This is a genomic window from Agrococcus sp. GW821-FHT14H11 (genome assembly GCF_058803545.1).
In genome coordinates this window covers 294028-307617 of sequence record NZ_JBXAPA010000003.1, presented here as the reverse complement: position 1 = coordinate 307617, position 13590 = coordinate 294028, and the positions used below count along the sequence as shown (strand labels likewise).

The 13590-nt window shown below is 74.5% G+C and carries 13 protein-coding genes and 1 pseudogene; 7 read left to right on the top strand and 7 right to left on the bottom strand.

The features are described from left to right. Nucleotides 1-127: 127 nt before the first annotated feature. Nucleotides 128-661, bottom strand: coding sequence for a MarR family winged helix-turn-helix transcriptional regulator (locus AC1RNL_RS05410; protein ID WP_128189347.1), 534 nt, complete (start codon nucleotides 659-661; stop codon nucleotides 128-130). A gap of 126 nt (nucleotides 662-787) precedes the next feature. Between AC1RNL_RS05410 and AC1RNL_RS05405 the strand changes: the two genes are divergently transcribed. Continuing rightward, on the top strand, nucleotides 788-1099 hold the full coding sequence (locus tag AC1RNL_RS05405) for a hypothetical protein (protein ID WP_146356036.1): 312 nt from the start codon (nucleotides 788-790) through the stop codon (nucleotides 1097-1099). A gap of 28 nt (nucleotides 1100-1127) precedes the next feature. Here AC1RNL_RS05405 and AC1RNL_RS05400 read toward each other — a convergent pair whose 3' ends face one another. Continuing rightward, complete coding sequence (locus AC1RNL_RS05400) at nucleotides 1128-1628, bottom strand: GNAT family N-acetyltransferase (protein ID WP_492934643.1); 501 nt, start codon at nucleotides 1626-1628, stop codon at nucleotides 1128-1130. Next, entirely contained in the window at nucleotides 1625-2686 is a 1062-nt protein-coding gene (locus AC1RNL_RS05395) for a trans-sulfuration enzyme family protein (protein WP_364193775.1), read from the bottom strand. Before AC1RNL_RS05395 ends, AC1RNL_RS05400 begins: the two co-directional genes overlap by 4 nt. Nucleotides 2687-2722: 36 nt before the next feature. Here AC1RNL_RS05395 and AC1RNL_RS05390 point away from each other — a divergent pair, with 36 nt between their 5' ends. From AC1RNL_RS05390 to AC1RNL_RS05380, 3 genes are read left to right on the top strand one after another with little or no spacing between them, the layout of a single operon-like run. After that, on the top strand, nucleotides 2723-3829 hold the full coding sequence (locus AC1RNL_RS05390; protein WP_492934642.1) for a DNA glycosylase AlkZ-like family protein: 1107 nt from the start codon (nucleotides 2723-2725) through the stop codon (nucleotides 3827-3829). 20 nt (nucleotides 3830-3849) lie between these two features. Next, on the top strand, nucleotides 3850-4767 hold the full coding sequence (locus tag AC1RNL_RS05385; protein ID WP_246990945.1) for a diacylglycerol/lipid kinase family protein: 918 nt from the start codon (nucleotides 3850-3852) through the stop codon (nucleotides 4765-4767). Continuing rightward, on the top strand, nucleotides 4764-5819 hold the full coding sequence (locus AC1RNL_RS05380) for a hypothetical protein (protein WP_492934641.1): 1056 nt from the start codon (nucleotides 4764-4766) through the stop codon (nucleotides 5817-5819). Before AC1RNL_RS05385 ends, AC1RNL_RS05380 begins: the two co-directional genes overlap by 4 nt. Nucleotides 5820-5878: 59 nt before the next feature. Here the strand turns inward: AC1RNL_RS05380 and AC1RNL_RS05375 are convergent, their stop codons facing one another. Both AC1RNL_RS05375 and AC1RNL_RS05370 read right to left on the bottom strand, forming a co-directional pair. Next, nucleotides 5879-7888 carry a S9 family peptidase gene (locus AC1RNL_RS05375; RefSeq protein ID WP_492934640.1) on the bottom strand — a complete coding sequence of 670 codons (2010 nt, stop codon included), beginning with the start codon at nucleotides 7886-7888 and terminating at the stop codon, nucleotides 5879-5881. Then, on the bottom strand, nucleotides 7888-8679 hold the full coding sequence (locus tag AC1RNL_RS05370; protein WP_492934639.1) for an SDR family oxidoreductase: 792 nt from the start codon (nucleotides 8677-8679) through the stop codon (nucleotides 7888-7890). Before AC1RNL_RS05370 ends, AC1RNL_RS05375 begins: the two co-directional genes overlap by 1 nt. A 124-nt stretch (nucleotides 8680-8803) precedes the next feature. On the opposite strand from AC1RNL_RS05370, the gene AC1RNL_RS05365 reads away from it, so the two are divergent. From AC1RNL_RS05365 to AC1RNL_RS05355, 3 genes and pseudogenes are all read left to right on the top strand, one after another. Further along, nucleotides 8804-9262: an NfeD family protein gene (locus AC1RNL_RS05365; protein ID WP_225792717.1), complete on the top strand. Its 459-nt coding sequence runs from the start codon at nucleotides 8804-8806 to the stop codon at nucleotides 9260-9262. A 14-nt stretch (nucleotides 9263-9276) separates the two neighbouring features. Further along, nucleotides 9277-10194: pseudogene (locus tag AC1RNL_RS05360) on the top strand (SPFH domain-containing protein); the annotation flags it as partial. Between the two features lie 332 nt (nucleotides 10195-10526). Beyond that, on the top strand, nucleotides 10527-11267 hold the full coding sequence (locus AC1RNL_RS05355) for a glycerophosphodiester phosphodiesterase family protein (protein ID WP_364193789.1): 741 nt from the start codon (nucleotides 10527-10529) through the stop codon (nucleotides 11265-11267). A gap of 18 nt (nucleotides 11268-11285) precedes the next feature. Here the strand turns inward: AC1RNL_RS05355 and AC1RNL_RS05350 are convergent, their stop codons facing one another. Both AC1RNL_RS05350 and lnt read right to left on the bottom strand, forming a co-directional pair. Next, on the bottom strand, nucleotides 11286-12014 hold the full coding sequence (locus AC1RNL_RS05350; protein ID WP_128189363.1) for a glycosyltransferase: 729 nt from the start codon (nucleotides 12012-12014) through the stop codon (nucleotides 11286-11288). Next, on the bottom strand, nucleotides 12007-13581 hold the full coding sequence (lnt, locus tag AC1RNL_RS05345; protein ID WP_492934638.1) for an apolipoprotein N-acyltransferase: 1575 nt from the start codon (nucleotides 13579-13581) through the stop codon (nucleotides 12007-12009). The genes AC1RNL_RS05350 and lnt overlap by 8 nt, the downstream gene beginning before the upstream one ends. Nucleotides 13582-13590: the final 9 nt, after the last annotated feature.

Genomic DNA, 13590 nt, shown 5'->3' with positions numbered 1-13590 from the left:
GCCATGATTCTCGGAGAGTGAGCGTCACGCGCGGGGAGTGAGACCAACCGTACGAGTGGGGGTACTACCCACCTTGATCCGACATAATGTGCATTATCGGCGCTTGACGCAGGAGCGCCGGACGGGGCTAGGCGGTCAGCACGGGTGCCGGGGCCGGCTCCTCGTGCTCGTCGACCTGCTCGACGGCCGCGACCATCCGCTGCAGGAAGCTCGCGACGGCGAGGCGCTCGGTCTCGTCCATGCTGTCGATGACGTCGATCATGCGACGGTGCATCGCGCCGAGCGTCGCGCGCACCTCGGTGTCGGTATCGGTCGTCGGCACGACGATCGTCGCGCGCCGGTCGTCGGGATGCGGCTCGCGGCGCACGTGGCCGCTGCGCACCAGGCGGTCGACGAGTGCCGTCACCGACGGCGACGCGAGCCCGAGGGCGTGCGCGAGATCGCGCTGCCGCATGAGCTCGCCGCTGCGCTGTGTCTGCAGCAGGATGCGCAGCGCCAGCAGGTCGGTCTCGCCCATGCCCATCGACGAGCGCGTCCGGGCGCGCATCGCGCCCTCCGTCGCGCGGTACCGGCGCAGCAGGTTCAGCACGTCGACGCTCGTCGGCACGCCGTGCTGCGGGTACCAGTAGCCCGAGCCCTCGTTCGACTCCGCCTGCCGCATCTCCGCCTCCGCTCCCGTGCGCCCCGTCCCCCGGGCCGTGCCTGGGAATCCGCTGTCAGGTCCGACTATACCGTTCGAGCGTGATACATTTCGATTGTCGAACTAACGAATCTCGAAGGAGCGGTCATGACCGACACGATGGCAAGGCCGAACCGCTCCGAGACGATCGATGCGACCGCCGTGACGTGGGCCACGCCCGGCAACGGCCTCTGGGTCGCGAGCCGCGCCGACGACGACGGCCTGACGTTCCTGGGCTTCGTCGAGGAGAGCCTCGAGGAGTTCGTCGCGGTCGACGGCGCCGGCGCCTCGCTCGGCCGCTACCCCGACCTCGCGGCGGCGCAGGCGTCGTTCTCGATCGACGACGCGGCACCGATCCGCGACGGCTGGGACGCCGCAGGCGCCCGGCTCGTGCGCCCCTCGCGGCTGCGGCTGGGCTGAGCGGCGCTCCCCCGGCGCCCGCGGCCGCTCAGCGGCCGGCGAGCTCCGCGAGCCGCTCGCCCGAGAGCCGCTGCGTCGTCCACTCCGACATCGGCTCGGCGCCGATCGAGCGGTAGAAGGCGATCGAGGGCGCGTTCCAGTCGAGCACGGTCCACTCGAAGCGCCGGTAGCCGCGCTCGACGCACTCGGCCGCCAGCGCCGACATGAGCGCGCGGCCGTGGCCGCGCCCGCGCATCCGCTCGTCGACGTAGAGATCCTCGAGCCAGATGCCGTGCGTGCCCGTCCAGGTCGAGTAGGTGACGAACCAGATCGCGATGCCGACGATCGCGCCCTCGTGCTCGACCACGTGCGCGAAGACGCGCGGCTCGTCGCCGAAGAGGGCCGCCGTCAGCATCGGCGCGGTATTCTCGACCGCGTCGGGCTCGCGCTCGTAGCGCGCGAGCGCCTCGATCATCGCGAGGATGCCGGGCTCGTCGCCGGGCCGCGCGGGGCGCAGCACCGCGCCATCGGCGAGCGGGCGCGCCGTCATGCCGCCAGCGCCCGCAGCAGGTCGTCGGCGAGGTCGTCGATGTGCTCGATGCCGACCGAGAGGCGGATGAGCCCCTCCGGGATGGTCGGGGCCTCGGTCGCCCACCGGCGCCGACGCTCGAGGGTGGACTCCACTCCCCCGAGGCTCGTCGCCGGGATCCACAGGCGCACGCGCTCGACGACGCGGTCGGCGGCCGCCGCATCGGCGAGCACGATCGCGAGCACCGTCCCGAACCCGGGGTCGCGCACCTCGACGACGCCCGGCGCATCCGCGAGCCTGCGCGTCAGCTCGCGCGCGTTCGCCTGCGCGCGCTCGAGGCGCACCGAGAGGGTGCGCAGGCCCCGGAGCGCGAGGAACGCCTCCATGGGGCCCGGGATCGCGCCGTGCAGCCCGCGGTGCTGGCGGATGCGCTCGGCGAGGTCGGCGCTGCCGGTCGCGACCGCGCCGAGCACGATGTCGCTGTGCCCGGCGATGAGCTTCGTCGCGGAGTGCACCACGACGTCGGCGCCGTCCTCGAGCGGCCGCTGCACGAGCGGCGACGCGAACGTGCTGTCGACGACGCTCAGCGCGCCGGCAGCCCGCGCCGCGGCCGCGAGCCTCGCGATGTCGGCGACCTCGAGCGCGGGGTTCGTCGGCGACTCGATCCACACCATCGCCGCGCCGGGCATCGCGGCCTCGACCGCGGCGGCGTCGGCGATGTCGACCCGACGCACCTCGAAGCGGCCCTCCGCGGCGCCGGTGTCGAGCAGCATCAGGGTGTGCTGGTACGCGTGCTGCGGCACGACGACCGCGCCGCCGTGCGGCACGAGCGCGGCGACCGCGCTCACCGCGGCCATGCCGCTCGCGAACGAGATGCACTCGCCGCCCTCGAGCGCGCCGAGCGCCTCCTCGAGCGCCGTCCACGTCGGGTTGCCGTAGCGCGCGTACTCGAGCTCGCCGCCGGCCACGAACGCGCTCGCGAAGGTCACCGGCTCGTTGAAGGGGGCGCCGGGCACGTGGGCGGGGCGGCCAGCGCTCACCGTGACGGTCTCGGGACGGAGCGCAGCGCGATCAGACATGGCACCATCCTGGCACCGCGGCACTACCGTCGACGCATGGCCGAGCCGCGCACGATCCCGCGCACCGAGGCGCGCCGCATCGCGGTGCGGGCGCAGCTGCTCGACGCCGACCGCGCGCTCGTCGGCGGCTCCGACGACCTCGTCGACGTGGCGCGGCACCTGACGCTGCTGCAGGTCAACGTCACCGACATCGTGATGCCCGCCGCCGAGCACGTCGCCTGGTCGCGGCTGGGGCACGCGATCGACGCCGGCGCGGTGCGCCGGGCGGCCGAGGTCGAGCAGTCGCTGTTCGAGTGGATCCTGCAGCCGTCGCCGCGCGAGCCGCACGCGGTGGCCCTCGTGCCGACGGCCGACCTGCCGCTGCACCGGCCCGAGATGGCCGCGGCCGCCGCACGTGGTGGCGAGTGGCTCGACCAGAACGCCGGCTTCCGCCAGCGGCTGCTCGAGCAGCTGCGCGCCGACGGCCCGCTCCCCCAGCGCGAGATCGACGACACCGCCGACGCGCCCTACGCCTCGAGCGGCTGGAACACCGGCCGCGATGTCGCCATGATGCTCGAGCACCTGCTGCGCGCGGGCGTCGTCGCGGTCGCCGAGCGCGCCGGCCTCGAGCGGGTGTGGGACCTCGCCGAGCGCGTGCTGCCGCCGGGTCCGTCGCTCGACGCGGCCGAGGCCGCCGCGGAGCGCGACCGCCGCCGGCTGCGCTCCCTCGGCATCGCGCGTCCGGCGCTCGTCGGCGACGCGGGCGTGCCGGTGCTCGTCGAGGGCACGCGGCGCGAGTGGCGGCTCGACGAGGCGGCGACCGCGGAGGGATTCGCCGGGCGCGTGGCGATCCTCTCCCCCGTCGACCGCCTCATCGCCGAGCGGCGGCGCATGGCGGAGCTGTTCGCCTTCGACTACGCGCTCGAGCAGTACACGCCGGCGGCGAGGCGACGCTGGGGCGCCTTCGCGCTGCCGATCCTCGACGGCGACCGGCTGGTGGGCAAGGTCGACGCGCGCACCGACCGCGACGCCGGCGCGCTGCGCGTGGCGCGCATCCACTGGGACGCGGAGCCCGACCGGCGCCTGCGGCGCGCCGTCGACGCCGAGCTCGAGTCGATGGCGGCGTGGCTCGGCGGCAGGCTCGTCGTCGCCGACGCGGGCTGAGCGCTCGCTAGCCTGGCCGCGTGCCCGAGCTCGTCGTCATCGGCAACCCCACGGCCCGCGGTGCCGCGCGGGCCGTCGACGCGGTGCTGCGCGAGGCGGCGCGCGCGGGCCTCGACGCGCGGGTCGCTGCGACCACCGCGGCCGAGCCTGGCGGCGCGCAGGCCCGCGCGGCGCTCGCAGCCGGGGCGGATGCGGTCGTGGCGGTCGGCGGCGACGGCACGGTCCGTGCGATCGCGGCCGAGCTCGCGCACACCGGCATGCCGCTCGGCATCGTGCCTGCCGGCACGGCCAACCTGTTCGCGAGGAACCTCGACCTGCCGCTGCACGACGTCGCCGCCGCGGCGCGCGTCGCGGTCTCCGGCCCGACCGCGCACATCGACCTCGGCCGCGTGGTGCTGACGCGCGCCGGCGGCGAGCGCGAGCCGGAGGCGCCGTTCCTGGTCGTCGTCGGGGTCGGGAACGACGCGCTCGCCGTCGAGGCGTCGTCGCTGCGCGCGAAGCGCCGGCTCGGCTGGCTCTCCTACGTCGCCGCGGGCGCGCGCCGCTTCGGGCACCCCAGCTTCGCCGTGCGCGGCCGCTTCGACGGCGGCCCGGTCGAGGCGGCCCGCGCGTGGAGCGTGCTCGTGCACAACGCCGCGCGCATCCCCGCGGGGCTGCGGGTGCTGCCGGGCACCCGGCTCGACGACGGGCTGCTGCACGTGGCCACGGTGAGCCCGCGCCACCTCGCGCACTGGGGCCGCATCGCCGCCGCGGGCGCGGGGCTCGCGCGCGCGGAGGGCGTGCTGCGGCACCGGCGCGCCGAGCGGGTGACGCTCGGCGCCGTCGACGCCCCGATGCCCGTGCAGCTCGACGGCGACCCGGCGGGCAGGGCCGAGCGGATCGACGCGCGCATCGATCACGCCGCGCTCAGGGTGCGGGTGCCAGGATCGGAGCCGTGAACCCCTCCGAGGCCCTGGCCAAGCTGCGGGCGACCCCCGAGGGCGCGCTCGAGTCCGTGCTCGCCCAGATCGACCTGCAGCGCACCGTCGACGCCATCGCCGGCAACCTCCTCACGGGGCTCCTGCGACGGCGGGAGCGGCGCGAGCTCGTGCAGCTGCTGTGCGTCGACCGCTCCGCCGAGCTGAGCCCCGCCATGCGCGCGCGCATCGTGCACGCGCTGCGCGGCCTGCCGCTCGATCCGACGGTGTCGCACGGCGTGCGCAGCATGCTGCTGTCGCTCACGGGCGAGCCGTTCCGCGACATGAAGTACCTGCTGAACGCCTCCGGCGACCGGCACGACCTCGAGCACGTCGTCTACGAGCGGCTGCTGCCCGCCGACCGCGAGGCGGTGCTCGCCCACATCGCCGCCGAGGCCGCCGACTCCCCCGTCCACGACCTCCGCATCCTGTGCGACATCGACGACACGGTGCGCGCCATGCTGCACGAGACCCGCTACCCGCGCGGCATCGTCTACCCGGGCGTGGTCGAGCTGCTCATCGAGCTCGACGAGGGCCACTCCGGCGAGCCGTCGCGCCCCGGCGACCTGACGTTCGTCACCGCGCGCCCCGAGGGGCCCCGCGGCCTCATCGAGCAGTACACGCGCGGCGGGCTCGCCGACCTGGGGCTGCCGCCGCACGCGGTGCTCGGCGGCTCCTTCCTCAACCTCTTCACGAAGCAGTCGATCAAGCAGCGCAAGCTGCAGAACTTCGGCCGGGAGCGCGAGCTGTTCCCCGAGTGCCGCTTCATGTTCCTCGGCGACAGCGGCCAGGCCGACCCGCAGGTGGGCGCCGAGATGCTGCGCCGCGGCGCGGGCCTCGGCGTGGCGGTGCTCATCCACGAGGTCGTGCCCGTCGAGGGCGCGGCGCGCGTCGAGCTCGAGGCCGCCGGCATCCGCTTCCACTCCTCCTACGACGAGGCGGCGCGCATCGCGCACGAGCTGGGCCTGCTCGACGACGAGGGCCGCGACCGGGTCGTGGCCGCGGTCGCCGACGGGGTGCAGCCCACGGCCTAGCCCGGGCCGCCTAGCCCCGCCGCGCGAGCGATGCCGCTCGACGGGGCCGGCCGTCCCGCCTACTGCCCGTGGTTCTGCTGCGTCGGCAGGTGCTTCGCCCACCAGCGCAGCACGTGCTCGAAGCGCTCGACGCGGTGCCGCGGCTGGCCCGAGCGCGTCAGCTCGTGGTTCTCGCCCGGGAACAGCAGCAGCGCCGTCTCGACGTCGTTGCGCTTGAGTGCGGCCCAGTAGCGCTGCGCCTGCTCGGGCGGGCACCGCCAGTCCTGCTCGGAGTGCACGACGAGCGTCGGCGTCCGCACGTCGCCGACGCGCGCCATCGGGCTCTGCGCCCGCATCGCATCCGGGTCGGTGCCGGTGTACTCGCCGCCGAAGAACCAGCCGATGTCGCTCGTGCCGGCGAACGACTCGGGGTCGAGGAAGCCGCGCTCGACGATCGCCGCCGCGAAGCGGTGATCGTGGGCGATCGTCCACGCGGTCAGGTAGCCGCCGTACGAGCCGCCCATGATGCCGAGCCGCTCGCGGTCGAGCTCGGGGTGGGCGTCGATGGATGCGTCGAGGAAGTCGAGTGCGTCTGCCATGTCGACCGTGCCCATGGCCTGGCGGATCGCGATGCCGTGCTCGCGGCCGTAGCCGGCCGAGCCGCGCGGGTTGCACTGCACGACTGCGTAGCCCGCGTCGACCGCGACCTGCGCCTCGTCGAACACGCCCACGCCGTACTGCGCGAACGGCCCGCCGTGGATGTTCAGCAGCACGGGATGCGGGCCCTCGCCCTCGGGCACCCAGACCCAGCCGTGCACCGTGCCGCCGTCGCGGGTGGGGAACTCGTGCTCGACGGGCGCGGCGATGCCGGCCTCCGCGAGGGGCGCGCCGAAGTCGGTGAGCACGGTCACGCCGCGGTCGTCGAGCACGGCCACCTCGCCCGCGGACGTCGGGGTCGCGACGGTCGCGACGGTGACGCCGTCGCCCACGCCGTGGCCGATGACCTCGACGTCGCCGCCGATGAGCTCCTTGGAGCCGCCGCCCGTGACGTGCACGAGCACGACGCGGCCGCGGCGGCGCTGCTGCACGAGCACGCCGTCCTCGACGACGGTCGCGTGGCTGCCCGGCTCGCCCAGGTCGACGGTGTCGCCCTCGGTGACCTCCTCCGGGTGCGCGCCGGGGTGCTCGAGCACGAACAGCTGCGTGCTGCGGCCGACGAAGTCGCGGCCCGACTCCCCCATCTGCTGCGCGAGCAGCACGAAGCCGCCGTCGGGCGTCGGCTGCACCTCGGCGACCGAGAGCCCGGCGCGCGAGCTGAGGATCGTGTGCGGCTCGCCCTCGGCGACGCCCGCGTCGAACTCGACGACCGCGTTCAGCAGGTCGTCGTCGCGGGTGTCGTGGCGCGCCGTGATGCACAGCACGCGCTCGCCGTCGGCCGAGAAGGCCGGCGCCGAGTGGTCGAACTCGCCGTGGCTGAGGCGGATGGCCTCCGGCGCGTGCGGGGCGTCGTCGATGCGACCCGGCTCGTCGTGCGGGTGCGCGGCGCGCTCGTAGCGGGGCTCGCCGTCGAGGTCGGGCAGCGGCGCGACGAACAGGTGCGACCGGCGGCCGATGAGGCTGCCGGTGCCGTTCGCCAGGTTGCGGTTGCGCGTGATGAGGCGCGCGGGCTCCTGCGCGGCGCTGACGCCCTCGACCGAGCCGTAGCGGCCCGGCTCGAGCACGGCCGCCGTGAAGGCGATGCGGGTGCCGTCGGGCGAGACGGCGTACTCGAGCACGCCGCCGGGCTGCGCGGTGGCCTGCACCGGCTCGCCGCCGTCGACGCGCATCGCCCACACCTGCGGCTTGCCGGCATCGTCGTCGCGCACGAGCAGCAGCGTGCCGCCGTCGGGCGTGAGGCGCGGCGAGCGGTCGGCGACGCCGCCGGTGATGCGGCGCCGGGCGCCGTCGCGCAGCGACACGCGCCACAGCTGGCCGACGTTGCGGTTGGCGCGGAGGCTCGGCCTCGAGGCGGCGACCACGGCGTACTCGCCGCTCGGGTGGACGGCCGGGCGGGAGAGCGAGACGAGGCGCTCGATGTCGTCGGCGCGCATCAGGCCTGCCCTCCCTCGTCGGTCGCGAAGCCGGAGACGTCGCCGACGAGGCGCGTGCTGTCGGCGGGCACTGGCTCGACGGCGGCGAGCGCCACCTCGCGGGCGAACTCCTCGACGTTGTAGAGCCGGCCGGCGTCCTCGCGGCGGCTCGCGATCGCGCCGGGGTTGGCGCGCTCGAGCAGGGTCGCGGTGATGGTGCCCTCGATCATGTCGCCCGAGACCACCACGAGCTCGATGCCGCGCTCGGCGAGGGCGGGGATGCGCTCCCGGAGGGCGTCCTCGCCGGCGCGCTTCGACAGCGCGACGGCCTCGTACTCGGGCATCGTCGGCGTCGTGCGGATGAAGTGCGCCTGGTGGCTCGTGACGAAGACGACCCGCGCGCCGTCGCGCAGCACCGGCACGGCCGCGTCGAGCAGCGCGACCTGCGCGTCGCGGTTGAGCCGCATCGCGTAGTCCTCGCCCATGCCGGCCTCCATGCCGCCGGAGGCGTTCATCACGAGGATGTCGAGGCCGCCGAAGCGCTCCTCGGCGGCGGCGAACATCGCCGCGACGCTGGCGGCGTCGGTCAGGTCGGCCTGCACGGCGATCGCCTGCACGCCCTGGGCCTCGGCCGCGGCGACGACCTTCTGGGCGCGCGGGGCCTTGGCGCGGTAGTTGACGACCACGTCGGCGCCCGCGCGGGCCAGCAGGTCGACGGTCGCGGCGCCGATGCCGCGGCTCGAGCCGGTGACGAGTGCGGTGCGGCCCGACAGCGAGCCGGGTGCGAGGGATGCGGAGGCGGGATCGGGCACGGGAGCTCCTTCGGTTCCCCACGACACTACTGGGCCGCCCGTGCGAGATGGGCCGGGGCGCGAGGGGTGGGCGGGCAGCCGCGCGCCTGGCCCGGACACAGCATCCGCTGACTACGCTGGCGACGTGGACCTCATCCAATACGCATGGATCGCGTGGCTCGTGGTGGCGCTCGTGTGCTTCATCATCGAGATGGTCACGCTCGAGTTCACGTTCCTCATGATCGGGATGTCGTCGGTGGTCGGCCTCGTCTCGAGCATCACCGGTCTCCCGTGGTGGGCGCAGATCCTGATCGCCGCCGCGTCGGCCCTGCTGCTCCTGCTGCTCGTGCGGCCCAAGCTGCTGCAGCGCCTCCACGAGTCCGGCGAGGTCAACAAGCAGGGCATCGAGGCCCTGCTCGGGATGCCCGGCGAGGTCACCCGCTCGTTCGAGCGCGGCGCCGGCGAGGTGACGCTCGCGAACGGCGACACCTGGACCGCCCGCCTCTCCCCCACCGTGCAGCCGCGCGACCCCGACGTCGGCGAGCGCATCGTCGTCACCGCCATCGACGGGGCGACGGCGATCGTCGTCCCCGCCCAGCGATAGACCAAGGAGACCCCATGCCGATCGACGGAGGATTCATCCTCGGAGTGTTCCTGACGATCGTGGTGATCCTCGTCGTCCTGTTCGTGCTCGTCACGCTCTTCAGGTCGATCCGGATCATCAAGCAGGGCTTCACCGGCGTGGTCGAGCGGCTCGGCCGCTTCCACCGGGTGCTGCAGCCAGGCCTCAACTTCCTCGTGCCGTTCATCGACCGGGTCGCGTACCACGTCGACATGCGCGAGCAGGTGCGCTCGTTCCCGCCGCAGCCGGTGATCACCGAGGACAACCTGGTCGTCTCGATCGACACCGTCGTCTACTTCCAGGTCACCGACGCGCGAGCGGCGACCTACGAGATCGCCGACTACCTGTCGGCCGTCGAGCAGCTCACCACCACGACGCTCCGCAACGTCGTCGGCGGCATGAACCTCGAGGAGGCGCTGACCAGCCGCGACACGATCAACGGCCAGCTGCGCAACGTGCTCGACCAGGCCACCGGCAAGTGGGGCCTGCGCGTCGGCCGCGTCGAGCTGAAGGCGATCGACCCGCCCCACTCCATCCAGGACTCGATGGAGAAGCAGATGCGCGCCGAGCGCGACCGCCGCGCCGCGATCCTCACCGCCGAGGGCTCGAAGCAGTCGCAGATCCTCGAGGCCGAGGGCCTCCGCCAGTCCGAGATCCTCCGCGCCGAGGGCCAGGCGAAGGCCCAGGTGCTGCGCGCCAAGGGCGATGCCGAGGCGCAGGTGCTGCTCGCGAAGGGCGAGTCGGAGGCCATCGAGCGCGTCTTCGCCGCCATCCACGAGGGCGACGCCGACGACAAGCTGCTCGCCTACCAGTACCTCCAGACCCTGCCGAAGCTCGCCGAGGGCGACGCCAACAAGCTGTGGATCATCCCGTCCGAGCTCACGGATGCCCTGCAGGGCGTGGGACGCGGATTCTTCGAGGGCCGCGCCCAGGTGCCGTTCCAGAAGCAGAAGGGCAAGCACTCCGACGCCGCCGAGCCGTCGATCCTCGACGAGACCTTCCAGGCCGACTCCGTGAGCGACGTCGAGGTGCCGTCGATCGCCGAGACGCTGCAGGCGTCGGGCATCGACCCGCAGGGCGCGGGGCAGACCGACGCGGTCTCCTCCTCGACGTCGCTCGCCGACGAGACGCCCGACGCCGACTACGGCGAGGCGCTCGAGGCGGCCCGCGACGCGGCCGCCGACCTGCCGCGCGCCGACGGCGACGACCCGCGCGGCGCATCCGACGGCAGCGGGTCGCCCCGGCAGTGACCTACCTCACCCCGGCCCCGCCGCGGGTGCTCGCCCACCGCGGGCTGGCGCTCGAGGCGCCCGAGAACACCATGCGCGCCTTCATCGCGGCGCTCGACGCGGGGGCGACGTTCCTCGAGACCGACGTGCACGCGACCGCCGACGGCGTCGCGGTCATCGCGCACGACCCGAGCCTCGACCGCGTGGCCGGGCGCGACATCGTCATCGAGCAGACGCTCTGGCAGGACCTCGCCGAGATCGACCTCGGCCAGAGCGAGGGCGTGCCGGGCCTGCGCGAGGCGCTGCTGGCGCTGCCCGACGCGCGCTGGAACATCGACCTGAAGTCGGATGCGGCGGTCGTGCCGGCGGTGCGCGCGGTCGTCGAGGCCAAGGCCGCCTCGCGCGTGCTCCTCACCTCGTTCTCCGAGCGGCGTCGGCGCCAGGCGCTCGCCCTGCTGCCGGAGGTCGCGACGAGCGCCTCGCAGCCGATGGTGGTGCGCGCGCTCGCCGCGCAGCGGCTCGGGCTGCAGCGGGCGCTCGCGCGCGTGCTCGAGCCGGTCGAGGCGCTGCAGGTGCCGCGGCGGCACCGCGGCATCGAGATCCTCACCGAGCGCAGCATCGCCGCGTTCCGCGCGGCGGGCGTCGAGGTGCACGCCTGGACGATCAACGACCCGGCCGAGATGCAGGAGCTCCTCGCGATGGGCGTCGACGGGATCGTCACCGATCGCTGCGACCTGGCGCTGCCGCTGCTGCCGTAGGCGGATCGGCGCGCGGGCTCAGCGCGGCGGCTTGGGCAGGGCGCGCACGCCCGCGAGGCCCCACTTCGTGACCGCGCCGAGCGTGCCGAGCTCCTCGGCCACGCGCATCTTCGAGCTGCCCACGGCGCGCTCGATGAAGCCGATCGGCACCTCGGCGATCGTGCCGCCGGCCTGCGCGACCCGCACGGCCATCGCGATCTGGAAGGCGTACGCGTCGACCTGGATCGCGTCGAGGTCGAGCGAAGCCAGGATGCGCGTGCGGTAGACGCGCAGCGAGCTCGTGAGGTCCTGCACGTCGGTCTGCAGCATGGCGCGCGCGTAGGCGTTGCCGAGCTGCGCGGCGAGGCGGCGGCGCACGCCCATGTTGCGCACGTCGCTGCCCTCCACGAAGCGCGAGCCGATCACGAGGTCGACGCCCTCGTTCGAGACCGCGAGCAGCTCGGGCAGGCCGTCGGCGTCGTACGAGCCGTCGGCGTCGGTGACGACCACCCGGGTCGCGCCGCGCGACATCGCGAAGCGCATCCCCTCGATCACGGCCGAGCGGTACCCCCGCTCGGAGCGGTGGATGACGAGCGTGCCCGCGTCGTGCTTGGCGAGCCGGTCGGCGAGCTCGCCCGTGCCGTCGGGGCTGCCGTCGTCGACGATCACGAGCTCGGCGTGCGGCACCGACTGGCGCAGCCGCCCCACCGTGCGCTCGAGGCCCTCGACCTCGTTGTACGTGGGCACGACGATCATCACGTCAGGCATCCGCCCGTCCCTTCCGTTGTACGAGGTGCGCGGCGCCGAGGCCCGCGAGCGCGAGTGCGGCGCCGATGGAGAGCGCCAGGTCGATCCATGCTCCCAGACGGATGCCCGGGGTGACGGTCGTCGACAGCGGCAGCTCCTCGAGCATCGCACCCGGCTCGTACTGCGGCAGGCGGTCGAGCATCGTGCCGTCGGGGGCGATCACGGCGCTCGTGCCGACGGTCGAGATGTTCACGAGCGCGCGACCCGCCTCGACGGCCCGCAGCTGCGCGATCGCGAGCTGCTGCACGTTCTCGGCGGAGCCGCGGCCGAAGTCGGCGTTGTTCGTGGGCGCGAGGATGATCTCGGCGCCGTGGTCGAGCACCATCTCGCGGGCGAGCGCGTCGTCGATGATGTCGAAGCAGATGGCGACGCCCGCGATCGTGCCCGCGACGTCGAAGGCGTTCGCGCTCGTGGGGTCGACGCTGTAGTCGCGCGGGATGAGCTCGAGGAACCCGAGGGCGTCGAGGATGGGCGCGAAGACCTCGCGCTGGGGCAGGTACTCGGCGAAGGGCACCGGGCGGCGCTTGCGGTACTCGGCGACCGCGCCCTCCCCCGGCTCGACCTGCAGCAGCGCGTTGTAGGTGTCGTCGCCGTCGCGGGTGACCGTGCCGACCACGAGCGGCGCGTCGAAGCCGGTCGCGATGCGGTCGAGGGTCGCCATCGTGCGAGGGGACTCGTCGGCGAAGAACTCCGCCGCGTTCTCGGGCCACACGAGCAGGTCGAGCTCCTCGCCGCGGAGCGCCTCGGTCGCGTCGACGTGCTGCTGCAGGATCTCGCCCGGCGTGTACGGCGCGAGCAGCCCCGCCTCGCTCGCGCCCTGCACCGCGCCCACGCGCAGGCTGCCGCTGCGCTCGACCGGGAACGCGGGGATCGCCACGAGCAGGATGAGCGCCGCGGCGCCGATCGTGAGCCGGCGGCGCAGGATCGTGCGGTGGTGGAGCACGAGCTGCAGCACGAGGGCCGACGCCGTCGCGACGAGGAAGGTGAGGCCCGTGAGGCCGACCCAGCTCGTCGTGTCGGCGAGCGGGCTCGAGGCCTGCGAGTGCGCGAGCCTGCCCCAGGCGAAGCCGCCCCACGGCACCGTGGCCGACGCGCTCTCGCGGAGCGTCCAGACGGCGCCGAGCAGCGCCGGGACGCCGAGGAACGAGCCCACGGGACCGCGCATCCGCGGCTCCCCCCAGCGCCAGGCGAGCGCGAGCGCCATCCCGCCGAGGCCCCACCAGGTCGCCATCCACGCGGTGAGGGCGATGAGCGGTACGGGGCCGAGGTAGACGGTGATCCACTGGATGTGGAGCAGGAAGAAGAGCGCGCCGGTGACGAAGCCGATGCCGAAGGCGGCCCCGAGGGTGCGGCCGCGGAGCGCGACGAGGGCGAGCGCGACGGCCGGCAGGATGAGCGGCCACCAGTCGAACGGCTGGAAGGCGAGCGGCATGACGGCGCCCGCGGCGATCGCCGCCGCCCAGGCGTAGGCGGTCGGGAGCGGCAGGCGGGCGCGGGTGCGGCGCGCGGTGGCGCTGCCGACGGTCACGGGCGCGCG